At 28.2% G+C, this 20,952-nt stretch carries 27 protein-coding genes and 1 tRNA gene; 10 read left to right on the forward strand and 18 right to left on the reverse strand.

What is annotated here, in order from left to right:
- The first annotated feature begins 31 nt into the window (after nt 1–31).
- Entirely contained in the window at nt 32–967 is a 936-nt protein-coding gene (locus J4403_03055) for a hypothetical protein (GenBank protein ID MBS3167162.1), read from the forward strand.
- Here J4403_03055 and J4403_03060 read toward each other — a convergent pair.
- The gene (locus J4403_03060) at nt 964–1,326 is read right to left on the reverse strand and encodes a nucleotide pyrophosphohydrolase (GenBank protein MBS3167163.1); all 363 of its coding nucleotides are present in this window, start codon (nt 1,324–1,326) and stop codon (nt 964–966) included. The two genes, J4403_03055 and J4403_03060, sit on opposite strands and share 4 nt — an antisense overlap.
- Nucleotide 1,327: 1 nt before the next feature.
- A tRNA-Arg gene (locus tag J4403_03065) sits at nt 1,328–1,401 on the reverse strand.
- 74 nt (nt 1,402–1,475) lie between these two features.
- Between J4403_03065 and proS the strand changes: the two genes are divergently transcribed.
- Nucleotides 1,476–2,933 carry a proline--tRNA ligase gene (gene proS, locus J4403_03070; GenBank protein ID MBS3167164.1) on the forward strand — a complete coding sequence of 486 codons (1,458 nt, stop codon included), beginning with the start codon at nt 1,476–1,478 and terminating at the stop codon, nt 2,931–2,933.
- Here proS and J4403_03075 read toward each other — a convergent pair.
- From J4403_03075 to J4403_03110, 8 genes are all read right to left on the reverse strand, one after another.
- Nucleotides 2,899–3,156, reverse strand: coding sequence for a hypothetical protein (locus J4403_03075; GenBank protein ID MBS3167165.1), 258 nt, complete (start codon nt 3,154–3,156; stop codon nt 2,899–2,901). The genes proS and J4403_03075 overlap by 35 nt on opposite strands.
- A 39-nt stretch (nt 3,157–3,195) precedes the next feature.
- Nucleotides 3,196–5,181, reverse strand: a complete 1,986-nt coding sequence (locus J4403_03080; GenBank protein MBS3167166.1) for a transglutaminase domain-containing protein — start codon at nt 5,179–5,181, stop codon at nt 3,196–3,198.
- Nucleotides 5,182–5,295: 114 nt separating this feature from the next.
- On the reverse strand, nt 5,296–5,634 hold the full coding sequence (locus tag J4403_03085) for a hypothetical protein (protein ID MBS3167167.1): 339 nt from the start codon (nt 5,632–5,634) through the stop codon (nt 5,296–5,298).
- A gap of 67 nt (nt 5,635–5,701) precedes the next feature.
- Nucleotides 5,702–6,466, reverse strand: coding sequence for an MTAP family purine nucleoside phosphorylase (locus tag J4403_03090; GenBank protein ID MBS3167168.1), 765 nt, complete (start codon nt 6,464–6,466; stop codon nt 5,702–5,704).
- A gap of 40 nt (nt 6,467–6,506) precedes the next feature.
- Nucleotides 6,507–7,574: a hypothetical protein gene (locus J4403_03095; GenBank protein MBS3167169.1), complete on the reverse strand. Its 1,068-nt coding sequence runs from the start codon at nt 7,572–7,574 to the stop codon at nt 6,507–6,509.
- A 1-nt stretch (nt 7,575) separates the two neighbouring features.
- Nucleotides 7,576–8,547, reverse strand: a complete 972-nt coding sequence (locus J4403_03100) for a hypothetical protein (protein MBS3167170.1) — start codon at nt 8,545–8,547, stop codon at nt 7,576–7,578.
- Complete coding sequence (locus J4403_03105; protein ID MBS3167171.1) at nt 8,544–9,092, reverse strand: hypothetical protein; 549 nt, start codon at nt 9,090–9,092, stop codon at nt 8,544–8,546. Before J4403_03105 ends, J4403_03100 begins: the two co-directional genes overlap by 4 nt.
- A complete protein-coding gene (locus tag J4403_03110; GenBank protein ID MBS3167172.1) occupies nt 9,089–9,364 on the reverse strand; it encodes a hypothetical protein in 276 nt (91 codons plus the stop codon). Before J4403_03110 ends, J4403_03105 begins: the two co-directional genes overlap by 4 nt.
- A gap of 94 nt (nt 9,365–9,458) precedes the next feature.
- Here J4403_03110 and J4403_03115 point away from each other — a divergent pair, with 94 nt between their 5' ends.
- The gene (locus tag J4403_03115; GenBank protein MBS3167173.1) at nt 9,459–10,355 is read left to right on the forward strand and encodes a bile acid:sodium symporter; all 897 of its coding nucleotides are present in this window, start codon (nt 9,459–9,461) and stop codon (nt 10,353–10,355) included.
- Nucleotides 10,356–10,357: 2 nt separating this feature from the next.
- Here J4403_03115 and J4403_03120 read toward each other — a convergent pair whose 3' ends face one another.
- Nucleotides 10,358–10,954 carry a 50S ribosomal protein L15e gene (locus J4403_03120; protein MBS3167174.1) on the reverse strand — a complete coding sequence of 199 codons (597 nt, stop codon included), beginning with the start codon at nt 10,952–10,954 and terminating at the stop codon, nt 10,358–10,360.
- 63 nt (nt 10,955–11,017) lie between these two features.
- Between J4403_03120 and J4403_03125 the strand changes: the two genes are divergently transcribed.
- From J4403_03125 to J4403_03135, 3 genes are read left to right on the forward strand one after another with little or no spacing between them, the layout of a single operon-like run.
- Nucleotides 11,018–11,191 carry a hypothetical protein gene (locus tag J4403_03125; GenBank protein ID MBS3167175.1) on the forward strand — a complete coding sequence of 58 codons (174 nt, stop codon included), beginning with the start codon at nt 11,018–11,020 and terminating at the stop codon, nt 11,189–11,191.
- Between the two features lie 31 nt (nt 11,192–11,222).
- Entirely contained in the window at nt 11,223–11,699 is a 477-nt protein-coding gene (locus J4403_03130) for a hypothetical protein (protein MBS3167176.1), read from the forward strand.
- Between the two features lie 41 nt (nt 11,700–11,740).
- Entirely contained in the window at nt 11,741–12,151 is a 411-nt protein-coding gene (locus tag J4403_03135) for a hypothetical protein (GenBank protein MBS3167177.1), read from the forward strand.
- Here J4403_03135 and J4403_03140 read toward each other — a convergent pair.
- The 4 genes from J4403_03140 to J4403_03155 are packed head-to-tail and all read right to left on the reverse strand — an operon-like array spanning nt 12,141 to nt 16,147.
- Nucleotides 12,141–13,493, reverse strand: coding sequence for an Asp-tRNA(Asn)/Glu-tRNA(Gln) amidotransferase subunit GatA (locus J4403_03140; protein ID MBS3167178.1), 1,353 nt, complete (start codon nt 13,491–13,493; stop codon nt 12,141–12,143). The two genes, J4403_03135 and J4403_03140, sit on opposite strands and share 11 nt — an antisense overlap.
- On the reverse strand, nt 13,494–13,781 hold the full coding sequence (gene gatC, locus J4403_03145) for an Asp-tRNA(Asn)/Glu-tRNA(Gln) amidotransferase subunit GatC (protein MBS3167179.1): 288 nt from the start codon (nt 13,779–13,781) through the stop codon (nt 13,494–13,496).
- Nucleotides 13,765–15,576: an aspartate--tRNA ligase gene (gene aspS / locus J4403_03150; GenBank protein MBS3167180.1), complete on the reverse strand. Its 1,812-nt coding sequence runs from the start codon at nt 15,574–15,576 to the stop codon at nt 13,765–13,767. The genes gatC and aspS overlap by 17 nt, the downstream gene beginning before the upstream one ends.
- Nucleotides 15,566–16,147, reverse strand: a complete 582-nt coding sequence (locus J4403_03155; GenBank protein ID MBS3167181.1) for a hypothetical protein — start codon at nt 16,145–16,147, stop codon at nt 15,566–15,568. The genes aspS and J4403_03155 overlap by 11 nt, the downstream gene beginning before the upstream one ends.
- 95 nt (nt 16,148–16,242) lie before the next feature.
- Between J4403_03155 and J4403_03160 the strand changes: the two genes are divergently transcribed.
- Nucleotides 16,243–17,874 carry an AarF/ABC1/UbiB kinase family protein gene (locus J4403_03160; protein MBS3167182.1) on the forward strand — a complete coding sequence of 544 codons (1,632 nt, stop codon included), beginning with the start codon at nt 16,243–16,245 and terminating at the stop codon, nt 17,872–17,874.
- Between the two features lie 13 nt (nt 17,875–17,887).
- The gene (locus J4403_03165) at nt 17,888–18,247 is read left to right on the forward strand and encodes a hypothetical protein (GenBank protein MBS3167183.1); all 360 of its coding nucleotides are present in this window, start codon (nt 17,888–17,890) and stop codon (nt 18,245–18,247) included.
- A 2-nt stretch (nt 18,248–18,249) separates the two neighbouring features.
- On the opposite strand, the gene J4403_03170 is transcribed toward J4403_03165, so the two are convergent.
- Nucleotides 18,250–18,468 (reverse strand): hypothetical protein, encoded by a 219-nt coding sequence (locus tag J4403_03170; GenBank protein ID MBS3167184.1) that lies wholly within the window; start codon nt 18,466–18,468, stop codon nt 18,250–18,252.
- Between the two features lie 225 nt (nt 18,469–18,693).
- Between J4403_03170 and J4403_03175 the strand changes: the two genes are divergently transcribed.
- Both J4403_03175 and J4403_03180 read left to right on the forward strand, forming a co-directional pair.
- Nucleotides 18,694–19,275: a hypothetical protein gene (locus J4403_03175; protein ID MBS3167185.1), complete on the forward strand. Its 582-nt coding sequence runs from the start codon at nt 18,694–18,696 to the stop codon at nt 19,273–19,275.
- A 14-nt stretch (nt 19,276–19,289) separates the two neighbouring features.
- Nucleotides 19,290–19,433 (forward strand): hypothetical protein, encoded by a 144-nt coding sequence (locus J4403_03180; protein MBS3167186.1) that lies wholly within the window; start codon nt 19,290–19,292, stop codon nt 19,431–19,433.
- Here J4403_03180 and J4403_03185 read toward each other — a convergent pair.
- Both J4403_03185 and J4403_03190 read right to left on the reverse strand, forming a co-directional pair.
- Complete coding sequence (locus J4403_03185; GenBank protein MBS3167187.1) at nt 19,430–20,359, reverse strand: deoxyhypusine synthase family protein; 930 nt, start codon at nt 20,357–20,359, stop codon at nt 19,430–19,432. The two genes, J4403_03180 and J4403_03185, sit on opposite strands and share 4 nt — an antisense overlap.
- 32 nt (nt 20,360–20,391) lie before the next feature.
- On the reverse strand, nt 20,392–20,937 hold the full coding sequence (locus tag J4403_03190; GenBank protein ID MBS3167188.1) for an arginine decarboxylase, pyruvoyl-dependent: 546 nt from the start codon (nt 20,935–20,937) through the stop codon (nt 20,392–20,394).
- Nucleotides 20,938–20,952: the final 15 nt, after the last annotated feature.

The following is a 20,952-nucleotide window of genomic DNA, read 5'->3' on the forward strand; positions in this document are numbered from 1 at the left end:
TGTTATAAATGTAAGATATTTAGATAATAATATGAGAAGGGGGTCGTATAAAGATATGGAAAGAGAGCATATAAATGCTATTAAATCTCATCTTAAAAATAGATTTAAAGTTGAGCAATCTAAGCATGTTGAAGATGTTCATGTTCATCTTGGAAAAAAGATTTCTGTTCATAGGCCCGAAGGAAGTTTACAATTATTAACTAAAAAAGAAGCTGGTGAAGATATTTCTATAAAACATAAATTAAGAAAAGGTTTGGGAGATTTAAGTGCAAATTTTAGTGTTAGATTAGCTACAGGAATAATGGGTTTAGATCCAATAATCTCTGGTGGTTTTAGAAAAGATTCTATGAATTTGGTTATAGGTGGTCCCGGTTCTGGAAAAAGTATATTTGCTATGCAATTTTTAGTTACAGGGATTGAAGAGTATGATGAAGCGGGAGTTTATATTTCATTTGAAGAAACTGGAGAAGAGATTTTACAAAATATGGATTGTTTTGGTTGGAAGTTAAAAGAAAAAATAGAAAGTAATAAATTAGCAATCTTAGCTTATACACCTGCTCAAATTGAAAAGATTTTATTAGAAGGGGGAGGTATTTTAGAATCTGTAATTAAAGAGATTAATCCTAAGAGAATCGTGTTCGATTCTTTGAGTGCATTTAGTATGTTACATAGGGAAGGATTAGCACAAAGAGCGGCTTGTATGTCTTTGTTTCAAAATATAAAAAGATGGGATTGTACAGCTTTGTTTGTTGCTGAGCATGAAACTGATCCTGATGAGCATGATCCTTTAACTGAAGAATTTGAAGTTGATAGTGTGATTTTATTGTATAGTATTAGAAAGGGAAATATAAGAACAAGAGCATTAGAAGTTTTAAAAATGAGATCTACTAATTATCCTTTACAAATATTTCCAATGACAATTGATAATGAAGGTCTAAGTGTGCATAGAGATAAGTTAGTGTTTTAAATTTCATTATATTTTTTGTTTGAACCTTTGAATTTTTCTATAGGATATTTTTTCTTAGATATTTCTATTTTTTTATTAAATTCGTCAGATAAGTCAATATTATATTTTTGTGCAAGTCTTACTAAGTAAGTTAGTATATCTGCTATTTCGTTGCAAATATCTTCTTTCTTTTTTGAATTATTAAACATTAATTCTATTTCTTTTTCTGATTTAAATCTAAAATGTTCTAAAAGTTCTCCTGCCTCTATACTTATTGCAATAGCTAGATCTTTTGCACCATGAAATTGAGTCCAGTCGCGTTCTTCAGAGAAAACTTTCATTTTCTCTTTTAATTCTTTAATTGTGGTTTTTGAGTCCATATGGGCCTAAGAGGATTTGAACCCCTATATCTTGGTCCGAAGCCAAGTATGCTATCCAGGTTACATCATAGGCCCAAATTGTTTTAAAATGCTGAGATTTCTTAAATCTTACCATAATCTTTATAAAAAAGCGATATTTTGAGAATGATATGCAAAAAGAGCAAGGCCAAAAGAATAAAAAAGAAGATAATTTGGGGATTACAGTAAAAAAATCTGAAGATTTTTCTGAGTGGTTTACACAGGTTGTTGTTAAATCAGAGTTAGCAGATTATAGTGCTGTTTCTGGATGTATGGTTTTGAGACCATTAGGTTATGAGTTATGGGAAAAAATTGTAAAATTAACTGATGAAAGAATAAAAAAATTAGGTGTAAAAAATTGTTATTTTCCTTTGTTTATTCCTGAAAGTTTATTACAAAAAGAAAAAGAACATGTTGAAGGATTTTCACCTGAAGTTGCATGGGTAACTCACGCAGGAGATACTAAATTAAATGAAAGATTAGCAATAAGACCAACTTCAGAAGTTATAATGTATGATTCATATTCAAAATGGATAAGATCTTGGAGAGATTTACCTTTAAAATTAAATCAGTGGAATAATGTTGTAAGGTGGGAATTTAAACATCCTACTTTACTTTTGAGAACAAGAGAATTTTGGTGGAATGAAGGACATACTGCATTTGCTACTTTAGAAGAAGCAGATGAAGAAATAAAACAAATAATGGAAATTTGGAGAGAGATTCTTAATGATTATTTAGCTTTATTTAGTGTTGCTGGAAAAAAATCTGAAAAAGAAAAGTTTGCTGGAGCATTAGCAACTTATGCACATGAATGTTTTTTAAATGGAAGATTTGCACAAGGTCCAGATGCACATTCCGATGGGCAGAATTTTGCAAAAGCTTATAATATTAAATTTTTAGACAAAGAAGGTGCTGAGGAATATGTTTATCAAAATACTTGGGCAATTACAACAAGAATGTTAGGAGTTTTAGTTGGTGTCCATGGTGATGATAAAGGTTTAGTTTTACCTCCAAAGATGGCTACAAATAAAGTTGTTATAGTTCCCATATTATTTAAAGATACCAAAGATAAGGTTTTGAGAAAAGCAAAAGAATTAGTTCATGAATTAAGTGCTTTTGATGCTTTATTAGATAAAAGAGAAGAGTATAGTACGGGATATAAGTTTAATTATTGGGAATTAAAAGGAATTCCATTAAGAATTGAGATAGGTCCAAAAGATATAGAAAATTCACAAGTTGTTGTTGTAAGAAGAGATAATTTTCATAAAGAAGTTGTTAAATTTATAGATTTGAAAAGAAGAATTAATATTATTTTAGATGAGATGCAGAAAGAGATGCATCATAAGTCTAAGAAATTGTTTGAAGATGGAGTTGTTAAAGTTAAAACCTTTAAAGATTTTAAAGATGCAATTAAAAATAAAAAAGGTGTAATTGCTCCATTCTGTAATGAACCTAAATGTGAAGATTTTATTAAAGATGAATCTGGTGGAGCAAGTTCAAGAGTAATGATTTCTGAGCATTCTTCTGAGAAGTGTATTAAGTGTGGGAAATCTGCTAAGTGTATAATGTATTTTGGAAAAAGTTATTAAAATTCTCGGCTAGTTTACCTACACTTTTTGTGTGTGGTGATTTTAGAATGGTTTCAATAGTCTCCCAGGCAATTGGTTTGTCGGTAGTTAATATAACTGAAAGTTGATCTTGGCTTATTTCTGTTTTAAGTGGGTTATATCCTTGTTTTTCTATGTAATTTAACATAGGCTTAATCTTAGTATGACTTTGAGATATTGAAAAACATAGTTTATAGTTAGTCATAAGTATATGTTAACCCTTAACTTTTTAAATATAATCTTTTTAGAAACTGGTTACTTCAGGTTTTGAAAGTGAAAAGAATAATCTTTGGAAGAAAGCACTTGTTTTTCTTAAGAAACTTACATCGTTTACTTTAACTTCAAACTCACTTAAACCTGTGTAGTTAATTCCATTTTGATCTTGATAAGAAATATCAAATCTTAATTTATTGTCTTTTATTTCCCAACCATGAATTGGAACTTTGAATATTTTAGTTTCATTTAAGTTTTGTATTTTTAAAATATCTCTGTCATTCATACTTATTTTAATATTTTTTGAGTCTAAAATTGGTTTGACTTCAAAATAAATATATCCTTTCTTATCATAATCTACTTCAGAAGCTTTGAAATTTGAAATTAAGATTTCAGGTCTACCATTAACTATTAAGTCTAAAGTATAATATTTTAAAATTTCTTTATTGTCTATTTTGCCTTTAAAAGAAATAACAATTTCTCTGCTTTTGTCTAATTCAAATTGATAATCTAAATTTTGAGAGGATTTAGAAGGTATATTTAAGGTTTTACATTCTTTTTCTGCACAGGCTTCTATTGTTAGTGATTTTGAATAACTGTTTGAAATTGTACATTTAATATTTGCTTTTTCATAATCATAATATTCTGATTTATCTAAGGAGCAAATTGTGTTGAGATATTCAAATGAATTCGTTAACTCTTTTGGAATTAATTCTTTTGCTTGTTCTAGTGTGAATAATTTTCCTTTTAATGAATATTCTATTTCAATTTCTTTTGTTTCTCCAAATAAAGTTTTTACTTCTGCTTTTGTTTTATAAATATAATTTTTTTCCGCATCTTCGCTTAATTTTATAATCCAATAAATTTTCTTTTTTTCATAAGGTTCAAGAAGTATAGTTTTTGTATTATCTCCTTCTATTCCTGGAGCCTTTGTTAAGTATAATGAAGTTGAAACATAATAAGGTTTTGAATTTTGAAGAGTTACTTCAAGAGGAAGGTAACTTCCTGCCTTATAATCTTCAAAAGGAATATTTAAGCTTGTTGAAACTAATTTTTCAAGACCTTTATTTTCTGAAACTAAATTAATTTTGTTTGAGATTTCTCCAATTTTTTCTAATTGCGCATTATTAGTGCTTAACCAAGAATATTCAATTACTCCTTCTGAGCCATCTAAAGATCTTTTTAAAGCAATATGTGAAGAATCTATCCATCCAAATTGTTTGTAAGTTGGATCAAATGGAACCCATCCTTGATTAGGGAAATAAACTTCTACCCATGCGTGAGGACCCCAGTCTCCTACTAAATTTGAATAAACCATTCCTGAAACAAATCTTACTGGAATATTCATACTTCTTAAGAATGCTGCAAGTAATGAAGCAAATTCATCACAAACACCAACTTTATTTTCTAAGACCCAAGACGCTTTTAGAACTCCTTGTGAAGTTGAATAGGTTGTTTTTCCAGAGGTTTGAACATAATCTAAATCATATTTAATATTAGTTGATACCCAATTAGCATATTTATAAACTAATTTATAATAATCATCTTCATTTTCTGCAATTTCTAGAGCTTTTTGTTTTATTATCGGAGCATTATAATCTATATTTTCAGATTCTTTTACATATTCTAAATTTAGTTTATTTGAATTCGGAAATTCAATCTTTTTTGTTATTATTACGGGTGTGTTAAATGTACTTATTTTGGAATCATAGCCAAATAAATATTCTCCTGACGGTTTTTTCCATGAGTAAACCATTGAATCGTTCTTATTTGAAAGTTCTGCTTGTGGATTTGAATAGAAATTAATATTATTTACATTTTGTAGTTCTGTGTTTATTGGATAGAATTGCAAATCTGCTGAGACAGAATCTGCATTATTAATTTTAAATTTTGCTTCTGTTTTTAAGTTTAAGTTTAAAGATGAAGAATCTGAATAGTCTGCGTCTGTAGCTAATAAACTTGTAGATAGAGTTAAAACTATTAAAATAAGTATAAAATTTAGGAAATATTTATTCATAAAATAAGAATAATTTAAGAGTTTTTAAAGGTTTAGGGTTTGTTTAGAAAGAATATCTTCTATATATAGGAGTATATATTAATTCGGTTCTTCGCCTTATTTTATTAAGCTCGTTTATTCCATTCTTTTTATAACATCTTGATAAGCTTTGATTAATATAGGTTCAATTATTTGATATACTCTAGGAGGTAGTTCCCATCTTATTGCTATAAGAAAGTCTTTTTTGAATTTGTCAGTTATGTCCTTATTAATTTGATTATTTTTAATAACCCTGCCCCCTTCAACAACAGATTTTATTTCTAATACCTCTTCTTTTATGAATAAGTCAGGTAGTTTAGAATAAAGAATTTCAATTTGCTCTTTAGTTGTTGCATCTTTATTCATTCCTTTTTCTAATCCAATAATTTCTTCAAAAATAGGAGTTAAATAACTTGGTTTAAAATTTTCATTCATACTTTATTTTACCTTGTTAAGTTTATAAAACTAATCTTTGCTTTAAAAAGGAGATTTATAAATAGAATTAAACCTTTTCTTGTTCTTGCACTTTAGAAATTGTGTTTATAATCAAATCTTTTACTTTTTCTACGTTTTCTTTAAAAACTGTTAAGATTGTGTCCCAAGAAACAGGTTCTACATCATCTCTAAAGCTATCATAATCTGTTGAGATTGCAATTGCTGCATAAGGTATTTTAATTTCATTTGCAAGAATACATTCTGGCGCAATTGACATATTTACTACATCTGCTCCAAGAATTCTATACATTTTTGATTCTGCTTTTGTTGAGAATCTTGGGCCTTCAATTGTAATTACAGTTCCTTTTTCATGAAATTTTAAGTTCATTTCTTGTGCTGTTGTGCAAAGAACACTTCTTAAGTTTTCATCAAAAGGTGCGGGCATTGCACAGTGTTTTATTCCATCTGTGAAATTAACATTAAATGAAGAATGTTCTCTAAATCTTGTAAATTCAATAAACTGATCAAGTATAATCAAATCTCCTCTTTCTATTTCTTCTCTTAGAGAACCACAAGCAGTTGTTGCAATTATATGAGTTACACCTAATTCTTTTAGAGCATAAATATTTGCTTTGTTATTAACTAAGGTTGGAGAAATTTCATGCTGTTTTCCATGTCTTGAAAGAATAACAACTTCAATATTATTTATTTTTCCTAAAATTAAATTTGAAGAAGGTGCACCATAAGGTGTTGAAATTTCAATTTCACTTTGTTCTTTTAGAATCGCAGGATCTTCTAGGCCTGTTCCACCAATTATACCTACTTTTATCATTATCTTATTTAGAATAATTTAAATTATTTAAAGCTAATGTTTAGTATTTAAAGGAAATCTCTTTCTTATTTATTATTTTTTTAAATCTATCTATAAAAATCCAGAAGTCTTGTTTTGAAATATTTCCGCCACATGATTTTGAATGTCCTCCAAAACGTCCAATGAGACCTTCCAAGGCTTCTCCAATTATATCGGGCAGGTTTAACTTTGATGATGCTGGAGCTCTAAAACTACATATCATTTCTTCTCCTGTATCTCTTGCAATTATAACATATTTGTCGGGAAATTTGTAAAGCATGTAATTACTTGTAAATCCGCTTAGACTTACTTTTGTGGTTTTGTATGGAAAGACAATTAAATTTCCATCTGGTTTTGTTTCTAGGGCTTGTTCTATTATTTTTTCAGCGTATTTTCCTGCATATTTTGATTCACGTACAATCAATTTTCCTCTTGAAGTTGTTTCATTCGTTATTTCATAAGGAGATTCTATTTTGTCTAGTGTATTGAATATTTTTTTCAATTCTGAAGATTTATTTTTTATGCAGAAAAATAAAGTTATTCCTAATTTCCCTATGAGGGTTTCAAATAAAGCCTTACTGGGTTCTTTTATTTTGTTTGAAAATAAATCTGGATATTGTTTTATAAATTCTTCACTAAAATCAGGAATTGTCCAGTCATTAATACAACCAGTCATAGCTATCCATAAGTCTTGTTGGGCGATTTTATAACACCAATAGCTTGTTGGAAAACTATCTTTTCCACCATTATGTAGATGGGGGTTGAATATTTTTAGATCTTTATAATTTAATTCTTTATTTAGGGGATGATGATCTATCCATACAACTGGAACAGATAATCCGTCAAGAAAACTTTGATGTATTGGAGATTTGTCTAAAACAAATATTATATCAGGTTTTAAATAATCTACTCTGCTTAAATAATTAGAATCTAGATTTCCAGTAATCATAGTATACTTTCCACGTTTTATTAATCTTTTTAAGAGTAAGTAAGAACATAAACCATCTGGATCATTGTCAAATAAGAATAAAGGATTTTTACTAGATTCTAGAATTTTTCTTATTTCTTTAATTTCTGTATCTGTAATCATTTTAATTCTTTAGAAACTTATTAACTTCTTCTTTTATTATCAAAGCTTCATCTGTTTTTATAATTGCAAAGCTTTTTATTCTTAACCTTTTCTGGAGGGAAGCCATTATAGAATTCATTATTTCTGGATTGTTTATAGCAATTTCACCAGTAAATACTATTTTGTCTATTTTTTCAAGTGTTGCTTGATAAGCACAAATCTGCTTTATTAGACTGTACTTAAAATATTCTATTGCAAAGTCTCCTTTTTTTGATTTTTTTAAGTCTCTGAAATCATTACTAAATCCTGAAATTGCTAAGAGCCCTGATTTATTATAAAGAATATCTTCAACTTTTTTATAATTCTTAAATTGTTTAAATAAACTTAAGATGATTCCTGGATCTATTGAACCTGGACGAGTACCCATAACTATGCCTTCTAAAGGAGTAAATCCCATTGAAGTATCTAGAGGTTTCCTGTCTTTAATTGCAGTTATTGAAGAACCATTTCCTAAATGGCAACTTATTATATTTCCTGGAAACATTTTTGCTATATAGGTATGAGATAATCCATGAAACCCATAACGTCTTATTTTGAATTGTTTGGGTATAGGGTAGATTTTTGCAAGTTCTGGTAAATCTTTGTAAAATAAAGTGTCGAACACAGCAATTTGTTTTATTTTATGTTTATTACAATAAGGTTTGCAAAGTTCTATAATCTTTATTTCATGGGGCTGATGTAATGGTGTAAATTCTGAGTATTTTTTTAATTCTTTTATTGTTGTAGAATTAATAATTAGGGGTTTTTTATTATCTTTTCCATGAACAACTCTATGGGCGATTATATCTATTTTTTCTTTAATATTTTTTAGTATAAAATTAACATCTTTTTTTAGATTTTTAGATTCTATCCTCTTTTCATGAACTTTTTTATCATCTTGAAAGAAGGCATATCTTAATGAAGAGCTGCCTACATTAAAAATGAGAATATTCACAATTTCATCTCCCCAAATAAATTATTTATTGAAGATTCTGGCCAACCCGAATTTTTCAAGATGTAAGCTATTTGGAATTTTGAAAATCCTTTTGCAAGATTTTGTTTAACATATTGTTTTGCTTTTTCTAGGGCATCTTCTTTTTTTGCTTCTTCAAATGCTCTTTCAATATCTATAGCCTTCCAACCTTGAGCAGTAATTACGCTTCTAATTTCGTTTTCGCTATATCTTAGGTCTAATACTGTTTTAATGTATTCTTTCAGTTTTTTAAATTCATCCTCTTGTTTGATAGGAGACTCAACTTTAAAATCTTGTTTATTAAGTATCTTTTCAGTTACTATTTCTTTTTTAGGAGAATTTTTTGAAATTAGTATTGGATTCATTGAAGGTAATTTTATTTTTCCTATTTTAGTGGGTTTTGACGGTCTTAAAAATTTAATTAAAGCAATAATAATTATTATAAGTATAATTATACCTAAAACTAGAAGTATTAATTTGTAATCAATGCCTACATTTTCTAATCCAGTTATTGTTAAATATATCATTTCTCTTTTTTGCTTATAAATTTGAAATTTTGATTTAGTTCAGGAAGGTTGTATCCTGAAATAATTAGGGTGTGCATAATCTCTTCTTTATTAAATCCCTTTTCAAAGTTATCCTTCATATAATTTATTATTTGGATATTTCTATCAGGTAATAATTCATTTATTAATTCAAGAGAATATCCATTATTTATAAGATTCTTCTTAATTTGATCAATTTCATAACCTTCAAAAATCATTTCATCTATGTAAATCTTAAGTACCTCTTTGTTCATATTTAAAGGATTGCAATTGGGATTTAAAAAGTTTATCTTGTTTCCTTGGTTTGAGATTAGAAAATTTTATAATTGCGGGGTTTATTGGGCATATATGTCAAATTTTATAGTTAAGAATTTTTGGTTAACTTTCTTAATTGGCATGTTTTTTGGGGTGTTTTCTGGGTTTTCAAAAAAGTTATCTCCTTATATTTTATATATGCTCATCTTTATATTATTTTTAAGTTGTTTGCAAATTGATTTAAGAAACCTTTTTGTAAGAATAAAAAATTATAAATTAATATTTTGGTTAGTTTTATGGATTTTAATATTATTACCTCTTTTATACATTCTTCTTAGAGTATTTTTAGATTTAGATGTAAGCCTTGCAATTTTAATTTTATTAGTAATGCCTGCAGGTATGACTATTCCTTTTTATAGCAGTTTATTTAAGGGAGATATGGAGTTGGCTTTAGTTTTAACAGTAATTACCTCTTTGCTTTGTCCATTTACTATACCTTTATTAATTAAATTCTTTTTAGGTACTGGCTTTTCAATAAATTTTCTAGATATGTTGACTATGTTAAGTTTGGTTATTTTTATCCCGTTTTTAGTTTCAATTTTAATTAGAAAGTTTGCTTTGGTTTTTATTGAAAAAACTAAAAAATATTATTCTTTTCTATCTTTATTTGTTTCAATGTTTTTAATGGCTGGAGCAATAGCTAAAATAGATTTTTTAGAAGTTTTAAAAGGTAGTGAGTTAGTTTATCCTTTTATTTTGTTATTTGTCTTAGCTTTTGTTTTGCATATAATTGGTTTCTTTATTGTTAGGGGAGATATTAAGACAAGAATAACTTCTTCTTTAGCTATAGCTTATATGAATTCTACTCTTGCAATTGTATTTGCAGCAAGTTTTTTTAGTCCAAAAGTTTTAGTAATAGTTACTTTATATCAAATTCCAGTAAATATTGCTTTAATGTTTTCAGGAATAATATTTAGAAAAATAAATTAAAACTAAATTTTCATTGAATATTTGAATTTTTTGTTATGTTTTCTCTTTAATTGTGCTTTGTATCCTGGTCGAGTTTTTTCAGAACCTTTACCTTTATATCTTAATCCTCTTGAAGTTCTTGCAGATGAAGTTTTTCCTCTGAATACTCTTCCTCTACCTTTTGCAACCCATTTTGTTTTAATATCCGAAAGTATAACTGGATGCGCTCTATCTAATAATATAATTTCATACCAATAATATTTACCATTTTTTCCAAGATAATAACTGTTTAGAACTTCGCAATTATTAAATTTTTCAGCAGCTCTTCTTTCACAAATATTTTGATAATTTAATTGTAAAACTTTTTTTGGTGTGTTTTTACCAGATTTTCTTCCTTTTTTGTTTGGTCTAGGCCTTTCATGACCGCCCCTAATAACTCTGACTCTTGCTAATATATAGCCTTGTTTTGCTTTATAGCCTAAAGTTCTTGCTTTATCAAGTCTTGTAGGTTTTTCAACCCTTATTACTGCCGGCTCTAGAGACCATTCTGTGAATCTTTTTCTTTCTAGATCCTTGCTAAGATTGCTCCAAGTTTGATTTAAACGTGTATAAAGGCCCATTTTTAAGTCTATTTTGTTTTAAAAACGCGGTTTTTATAAAACTTTCCCTCTTAATCTGTATTTATGGAAAATTATATCAAATATGCGTTAGGTGTTTTGTTGATTGGAATGGGTATATATAGTTATGTACAATGGCCTGTTCTTTTAAGTAATTTACTTAATGTTCTTGGTGGTTTTATAGGTTTGATTGTAATTGGGTTAGGCATTTATTTTATTAGAATTGCAAATAAAGACTAAATTTATATAATCTTGATAGAATTCTTTTTTTATGGATGTATTAGCACATTTTTTATGGATAAATGCTCTTTTTTATAAAAGAAAAAAAGCTTGGTTAGCTGGATTGTTTGGAATATTACCTGATGTTGTAGCTTTTGGGCCTATGCTTATTTTATATTTTTTTATTGATGGAGTAAAATTTGGAAAGCCAGATTATATTCCGGGTTTTGTCCAAGCACTTTATAATTTAAGCCATAGTTTAGTTATCTTTTTAGGAGTTATATTTGGAATTTATTTTTTAACTAAAAAATTTTATTGGTATTTAACTGGTTGGGGTCTGCATATTTTGATGGATATCCCAACACATGCAAGAGATTTTTTTCCAACACACTTTTTGTATCCTTTATCTGATGTAACTTTTAATGGTTATAGTTGGGGGCAGAAAGATTTTATGGTTGTTAATTGGTTGTTGTTAGCCGTTGTTTATCTAATGTTGTTAATACGTGTGCGAAGGAAGAAGATCAAATAGATTTAAGAAACTTTTATATATTTTAGATTCTTTTTTTGTTTATGGATATTAAATCTTTGTTAAGATGGATTAAAATACTTGGTGTGATTTCTTTAGTAGTTATTTTTGTGTTATTTATTTTTTCTATTTATTTATTAAGTTTGCCTTTTGAGTCACACGATGGTTATATTTTTTTAATAGTCTGGCCTATTTGGATTATAATTGTAGGCATAATTGCTTTGTGGGGATTAAGCTTTTTTATTAATCACTTGGTTAAGATAAATAAGAAAAGCATAGCTAATCTTATTTTAATTTTAGGTCTTTTTGGAAGTTTAACTCTTATGATTGTTTTAGTTTTGAATTTTGCTAATTTTTTATCTCCTGTTTTTGGTTTAGTCAGTATAATAATTCATTCTTTAATCTTCTTATTAATCCTTTATTTTGCAATTGCTTTAAAAATAATTAATAATTAGAAGTTAACAAATTCTCATTAAAATGATCTGCTGTAAGTAGAATTCCTGATGGAAGTTTTGTTTTTAGTGGAATGTTTAAATGTGGTAAACCTGCAAGATTAGGACCTGCAGTTAAAATGTCCATTAAGTAGTTTTGTAGTGGAGTTAGTTTTTCTATTTCTTTGAATTTTGGTGGGAAAATAGGCATAGTTGGCGTTGCGATAATTTCATATTTTTTTAGAGTTTCTTTGTATTCATTTATTATTAAGGTTCTAACTTTTGCAGCTTTCATATAATAAGCATCTCTGAAACCAGCCATTCTTGCAAATGTTCCTATTATAATTCTTCTTTTTGCTTCTTTTCCAAAATGTTTTGAACGTGTTTTTGAGAAATATTCTGTAAAGTTTCCTTCTAATTTTTCATGCTGTCCATATCTTAGACCGCAATATTTTGCTAAATTAGTTGATGCTTCTGAAAGTGCAAGGATATAATAAACTGCAAGAGAATATTTCTTTGTTATTGGCAATTTTATTTCTTCATAATCATAATCTTTTAGGTAATTTAGAGTTGATTCTTCTATTTCAGGTTCTACTCCGTCCATTAAATCTGAGACTAAAGCAACTTTTTTTATTTTTGTTTTAGTTGGTTGTGAATGTAGTGAAGTAGAATCTTTTAAATCTTTTCCAGACATAATATCTAAGAATTCTTGCATTAATTCTGGAGTTTTAGACATTAAACCAATTTTATCTAATGAATTTCCATAATCAATTAAACCATATCTTGAGATTAAACCATAACTTGGTGTTAAACCATAAACTCCACAGAATGAAGCAGGGTTAGCAATCGAACCGCCTGTTGATTCTGCAACTGAAATATGTGGGAAATCTGCTAATTGAGTAATACAAGCTGAACCACCTGAAGAACCACCACAAGAATGTTCTTTATCTATTGGATTTTTAGGAATTTGATAACCTAAACCAACATTAGTTGAGAAACCACCAAAACCAAATTCATCTTGTGCAGTTTTTCCTATGATAATTGCACCTTCATCTATTAATTTTTGAATTGCAGTTGCGTTGAATAATGGTTTATATCCTTTTAAAATTCTAGAACCTGCTGTGCTTTCTACATTTTTAACACATAGACAATCTTTAACTGAAACAAATAAACCCGGAATTTTTTTCTTTTTTATTCCTTTATCTTTTCGTAAATTTTTAGCTTGTTGTATTGCTAGGTCTTCTGAAATTGTATTAAAACAATTATATTCTGAATTTAATTTTTTTATTTTTTCTAGAACTTTGTAGGTAGATTCAAGAATATTAACTTCATCATTTTTAACTGAATTAATATGTTGTTTTAACAATTAAATCACCTTAGGACCCTTGAAATGAGAGTCTTTTTTGTGTTCTGTTAATGAGAATATTTCTTCTTTTGTTAATGAAGACTCTGGAATGTCTTCTCTTAGAGCATTTTTAATTTTAATTGGATGAAAAGAAGGCTCAACATTTTTAGTGCTGACAGAATCTAATTCTTTAAAATAAGATAATATTTCTTCCAATTGAGGAAGAAATTCTTTTATTTCTGCGTCAGATAAATCTAACATAGCATTCTTTGCTATTTTTTTCATCAACTCTTTATTTATCTGAGACATCTTTTTTAAGATCTATCTTTTTAGATAAATCTAGTTTTAAATGAAGTTCTTTCAATTGTTTTTCAGTAACTTCTGAAGGTGAGCCCACCATTAATTCTTGAGCTTTTTTGTTCATAGGGAACATAATAACTTCTCTAATGTTGGGTTCTTCTGCAAATATCATTACTAATCTATCTACACCTGGAGCTATACCGCCATGTGGGGGTGCTCCGAATGAGAATGCGTTAAGCATATGTCCAAATTTGTCTTCTAGACTTTTTTTGCTATATCCTGCAATCTCAAATGCTTTGTACATAATATCTGGACGATGATTTCTAATTGCACCACTAGATAATTCTATACCATTGCATACAATATCATATTGATATGCTAAAATTCCTAAAGGATCTTTGTTGTTTAAAGAGTCTAATCCACCTTGTGGCATTGAGAATGGATTGTGTGAAAAGTCTATTTTTTGTTCTTCTTCATTAAATTCAAACATAGGGAAATCAACAACCCAACAATAAGCTAAAATATCTTTTGGAATAATATTTTTTTCATTAGCTAGGAAAGTTCTTACTTGTCCAATTATTTTACAAGTTTCAAGCCATTTTCCTGCAGAGATAAATACTGCATCCCCATTTTTAAGTTTTGAAGCTAATTTTTTATTTTCATCTTCAGATAAGAATTTTGAAATTGGACTTTTTAGTATATTATCTTTATAAGTTGCATAGATTATTCCTTTTGCACCTAATTCTTTAACGAAATTTTCAACTTTTTCAAAGAATGATCTTGGTTCATCTGCAGAGTTTTCTAAAACAACTGCTTTTATACAATGTCCTTTTTTTGTATTTTCTGCAAGAACTTTAAAATTAGACTTTGGGAAGATATCCGTTATATCCTGAATTTTCATATCATATCTAATATCTGGTTTATCTGTTCCATAATTATTCATGGCATCTGTGAATGTAATTCTTGGGAAGGGGAATTTTAATATTTTTCTTTTTGAGAATATTCTTGTTAAGTGTTCTAACAAACCTTCAATTATTTTAAACAAATCATTTTGTTCTATAAATGACATCTCTATATCTAATTGATAAAACTCTCCAGGGCTTCTATCTGCACGAGCATCTTCATCTCTAAAGCAAGGTGCAATCTGGAAGTATTTATCAAATCCTGAGCACATAATTAATTGTTTATATTGTTGGGGTGCTTGAGGTAGAGCATAGAATTTTCCAGGGTGAATTCTGCTTGGAACTAAGTAGTCTCTTGCTCCTTCTGGTGAGCTTACTGTTAGAATAGGAGTTTGGAATTCTGTAAAACCTGCATTAATCATGTATTTTCTCATCTCTGCAATAACTTTAGATCTTAAAATAATATTTTTGTGTAATCTATCATTTCTTAAATCGATAAATCTATATTTTAAACGGAGCTCTTCAGCAATTTCAGTTTTTCCTGTTAATGAATATGGTAATTCAGGAACAATAGAATCAATAGTTAAATGAGTACATTTAATTTCTATTTCTCCTGTAGGAATGTCTTTGTTTTCTGTTCCTTTGGGTCTGGCAGTTACTGTGCCTTCTATAAATACTATTGATTCAGGTTTGAGTTTAGAAGCACTTTCAAATATTCTTTTATCTTTTTTAGGATCAAAGACTATCTGAGTTATACCGTAATTATCCCATAAATCTATAAATATTAAGCCACCATGATCACGAATCCTTCTTACCCAACCCGATAATTTAACTTTTTGGTCAATATCTGATTTTTTTAAATCATTGCAAGTATGTGTTCTGTAATGCGTTTCAAACGCCATTTTTCTCACCTAATTTTCTTAATTTTAATTCATAGATAATATTTTCAATTTTATTTAAATTCCATTTTATTGAATCTGATTTTTTTCTTAATTCTCCATTTGCAAAATTAAAATTTAAGAATTGTCTATAAATTAAATCTATAAATTCTTGTATTAAATAAACTTCTTTATAATTTTCATCAATTACAGATTTTACTGCTTTTCTTATTAATTCTCCTGTTAGATCACAAATTCCGAGTAAATATTCTTCAATACCAACTTCTGTTTCTTTTAGTGTAATTAATCTTTTTTCTTTTATAAAAATATAAAATGCAATTGCTTCTACATATTCTTGTAATGCCACTTTATAGATAGATGAGAATTCTAAGGCACCTTTTGTTTTTTTTAGATCTTTTACTTGTGCTTTAATTTCTTTTATTTGAGATTCTTGAGTATCTCCTTTAATTAAAGAATATATTATTTTTTTTGAAGTTTGTATTATTTTATGGGCCTTTTGAATAATCTTCTCACGTTCTTCGTTGTAAGAATCAATCTCTTTCTTTATAGACTCAAATTCCTTTTGTTTAAGCATTTTTAATCTTATCTTCTTTTATAACTTACTTTTAAATACTTTTCGTAATAAACTAGTCAAAAACTATTTAAATGAGGTATTGTTTTTAAAACCTAATGTTTACTAATATAAGAACTGCATATAGAGATTTAAGGCGTTTAAGACAAATTGTAGGTGTACTTCTAAAGAATGAGTTAGGTTATTATGTGGAAAAGATGCAGTTAAAGCATCATGTTCCTGGGAGGATGAGGACTTATAAGACCGATAAACCTAATTCAATGCCTTATAGATTAAGAAATGCTTTTGAGGAGTTAGGCCCAGTATTTATTAAATTAGGACAATTTTTGAGTTTAAGACCTGATTTAATTCCTAAGGAATATTGTGATGAGTTTGCAAAATTGCAGGATTCTATTGAATCTTTTAGTTATGAAACTGCTTTGGAATTAATAGAAAAAGAATTAAAAAGGCCTTGGAATGAAGTTTTTTTACAAATTTCTAAACAACCAATAGCTTCTGCTTCAATCGGGCAAGTTCATAAAGCAAGATTATTGAATGGAGAAATTGTTGTTATAAAAATTCAAAGGCCAGATATAAAAGAAGTAATTGAAACTGATATAAATTTGATATATCATTTGGCTGAATTAGCAAAAAAACATATTTCTAATTTAAATGATTATGATTTAAATGCGATTGTTCAAGAGTTTGAAAGATATACAAATGATGAAATGAATTATTATATTGAAGCAAAAAATATTGAGAAGTTTTATCATAATTTTACAGGGAGTAAAACCATTAAGATTCCTAAATTATATAATGATTATACTACCAAGAAAATTCTGGTGATGGAGTTTATAGACGGAATTAAAATTGATAATCTAGAACAATTTGATAAATTTGGTTATGATCGGCATGCTGTGTCTCATAATGTTGCACAAGCAATGCTTAAGCAAGTTTTTGAATATGGTTTGTTTCATGCAGATCCACATCCAGCAAATATTTTTGTATTGAATGGAAATAAAATTGCATTTTTAGATTATGGTATTGTTGGAAGGATTTCTGAAGAAACCAAAGAAAAATTAGCACGGTTATTTTTGGCATTAGTTCATAAAAATATGGATAGAGTTGCAGATTCATTCTTACAATTAGGGATAATGGAACAGGAAAATCCTAGGATAAAAGAGGCGTTACTATTGGTTTTAGAGGATTATGGGAGTTTAGCTATAAAAGAGGTTAAGATTGGAAATCTCTTTAATGAACTAGTAAATATGTCTTGGAAATATAAACTTAAATTACCTGTTGATTTTGTTTTGTTAGCAAAAGCAATTGCAACCAGTGAAGGATTTGGCCAGAAATTAGATCCTGATTTTAAATTAGGCGCTGAAATGTCAGAATATGCGAGAGAATATATAGACAGAAATGGTATGACTTATAGATTCAAGAAATTAAAGGATACACTTAACAAACTTGGAGATAATATAATTATATTGCCTGATAGAATTGATAAATTATTATCTAAAGCTGAAAAAGGAGAAATTAAAATTGACGTTAATGATAGAGATGTTAAAAAACTTGGAACCGACATTAATACCAGTAGCAATAGATTGACTATGGGTTTAATAATTGCCGCCTTGATTATTGGTGGGGCCTTGGTTTTAAGAATGGGTGATTATGATATATTTGCATATTTTGCATTTTTAATGGCCGGAGTTTTAGGGTTACTATTAATTATATCTGTAATAAGAGAATAAGAGGTGAGCTATAATGAGTGTTGAAACAAAAGTTAAGAAAGGAGTTTTACTCGGTTTAGGTATATTAGATTTAACCAAAGAAAAAACCGAGAAGTTGATTAAAGAGACTGCAAAGCAACAAGGTTTAAGTGTTAAAGAAGGAAGAAAATTAGTTGAATCAGTTTTAAGAAAAAATAAAAAACAAGGAAAAATAATTGCAGATGAGATTGAATCTAAGTTAAGTGTTATAGTAAGTAAGGCTTTAAGTTTAAGTAGACAAGAAATTGAGAAGATGGAAAGAAAATTAAATGAAAAAAGAGGTGTTAAAATGGGCTCTTGCAGTTGTTGTAAACCAAAATCAAAAAAGAAAGCTAAATCTAAAAAGAAGAAATAATTTTATTTTCTATGTCTTCTTATTTTTATTTTTTTAACTTTATCTGTTCCAATATTTTCTAGAATATAATTTTTAAGTTTTAGTTTTTTAGCCCAGGTATGTGCTTGTTCTTCTGTTCTAAATGCCTTTGGTTGGGTAAAGGGTTTTCTTTTTAAAAACCTTCTTGGTCTAAGTTTGTTTGTTTTATATTTTCTTTTTTCTCTCGTATGTATTTTAGGCATATAACTTAGGATTAAGAAGACTTTTATAAAGCTTTCTCTTTTTGGTTAAGTCAACTAAAGGGCGTTAGAAATATCAGGTTTCTGATTTCAGCAATTGCAGGGCTATAAACAAATGGGAGATACAAATTGCGCCATTAAGTTGACTGTGCCTTCTTTTTAAAGCACATTAAACCCTTAAATAACCTTTGAGTTAAGTTTTTAAAGTAGGATGTCTTTGTTTGTTAAATGGAATATATCCCTTTTAAAAGGCAAATTACTCTAAATAGAGAGTTAAACAAACTTGATGAATTAACCTTAATTTTTACTCAGATTCTTAAAAAATATACGGGTTATGTTATTATTTCGGGTTATGTTTCTATTCTTCTTGGAAGAGCAAGAGCAACAGAGGATATAGATGTTTTTATCAAAAAATTAGATAAAAAAAAGTTTTTTGAATTGTGGGCAGAATTAGAAAATAAGAATTTTTGGTGTTTGAATACAGATGACGTTGATGAAGCATATGCTTATTTGATTGAGGGTTTAGGCATAAGATTTGCAGAGAAAAAAAATTCAATACCTAATTTTGAAGTTAAATTTTCTAAGAATCTATTAGAACAAAAAAATTTTGAAGATTTTATAAAAGTTAAACTTAAACAAGGTGAAGTAAATATTTCTTCTTTAGAAAGGCAGATTGCAATTAAAAAATATTATCTTAAGTCTGAAAAAGATATAGAAGATGCTTTACATATAGAAGAACTTTTTAAAGATAAGCTAGATTATAGTAAAATTAATAAAATCAAGAGTGAAATAAGTATTATATTAAAATGAATAAAACTAAATTTATGAAACCGGGAAAGAACAATTTTGAAGATAGGCTTAATTTTATTAAATTCTGGGTTCAACAAATAAAGGATAGTAAAGATGAGGAATGGAGTAAACAGCAAAATATTTTGATTAATTCTCAGTTTCCAAAGAATAAAAATTAATTCTGGTTTAATTTTTCTTTAACACTTCCGAGTATAATTGGAAGAGCTATAGTTGCATCACAAATAACATCTACAAATTTGCCTTGAGAATTCATTTTACCCCAACTTATGCCTTCTCTTAGTTCTGCACCTGAGCTTCCACCTGGTTCAGGATGGTCTGTTGTAATTTGAATACCATAGTCTGCACCTTTTCCAGAGAATTGTAATGACTGTTGAATATAATTTTTAGGAACTCCACCACCTACATAGATAATTCCTTTCTTTTTTGCAGTCCAAGAAATATCAATTATTTCTTTTAAATCGTCAAAAGTATCAACTTTGAGTTTCATTCCTGCACATAGTCTTCCCCAAATCATTAAACCAATTCCAGAGTCTGAGATTGCAGGGCAAAAAATAGGAATTTTATTTTTATAACAAGTGTATAAAATTGAATTTTCATCTTTTATCTCACTTCCAACTAACCATAAAAATTCTTTTATGTTTAATTCTTTATTGTTGTATTTCTTTGAGAATTTAATAAAAAAATCTTCTAATTTTTCATAAGCCGCATTGGGCATAAAACTTTCGTAAATTCTATCAATCCCTTTTTTTAATAATTTAGAGTCATCAACATCTTTTGATCCTTGAAAATGTGAATAGCCTAATGCTTCAATTAAATCATGAGTTAAAGTTGCACCCGTAGTTACAAAAACTGAGACTTTTAAAGTTTTTAGGGTATCTATAATAATATTTTTCATTCCACCTGGAACCATAGGGCCGGCAATACCTAAGAATATTTTACACTCTTTGTCTTTAGCCATTTGATACATAATATCAGAGGCTTTTCCAATTCTTCCTGCACCAAAAACACCTAGTTCTGAGAATTCTTTTGTAAGTTCTCTTAGAGAGGTTTTGTTTTTTAGTGAAATTTGTTTTACCTTTTGCATTTTTTGTAAGAAATATAGATTAATATAAAAAACTATGGTACAAAGACTGCTACTGCTATTACAGTTGTCCAAAGACCATTTTTGTCTCCTATTGCAGTTTGAGTAACATTTCTGGATCTAACTATTTTTCCACTCATTTTATATAATTGTTCACGTTCATCCCAAGTTGCATTTGCATCAAATTCTACACCTAAGGTTGAAGCTAACATAGATGCAGCTAAATCCTCAGAATAATCACTTACTTTGTTTTCAGTTTCTCCAAATGAATGATGCTCGCTTAGATAACCGTAATTATTTTCAGAATCTGCAGGAACTGCACATCCAATAGATGATGTAATAAGTCTGTTTGGCTCATTATCGGCATTTCTTGCCATAACACAAAATACAATTTCTCCAGCTTTTAATTGTTTTAAACCTTCTTCTTTACTTATTATTTTACATCCTGGAGGCAATATACTAGAAACAGTAACTAGATTAAATTTTTCTATGCCTGCATCTCTAAGTGCTTGTTCAAAAGAATGTAATCTTTCTTTGTGTTTTCCTACGCCTTTAGTAAAAAATACTTTTGTTGGAATCATTTCAGTGCAAGCTTT

Source organism: Candidatus Woesearchaeota archaeon, assembly GCA_018302225.1.
Classification (GTDB): domain Archaea; phylum Nanobdellota; class Nanobdellia; order SCGC-AAA011-G17; family JAGVZY01; genus JAGVZY01.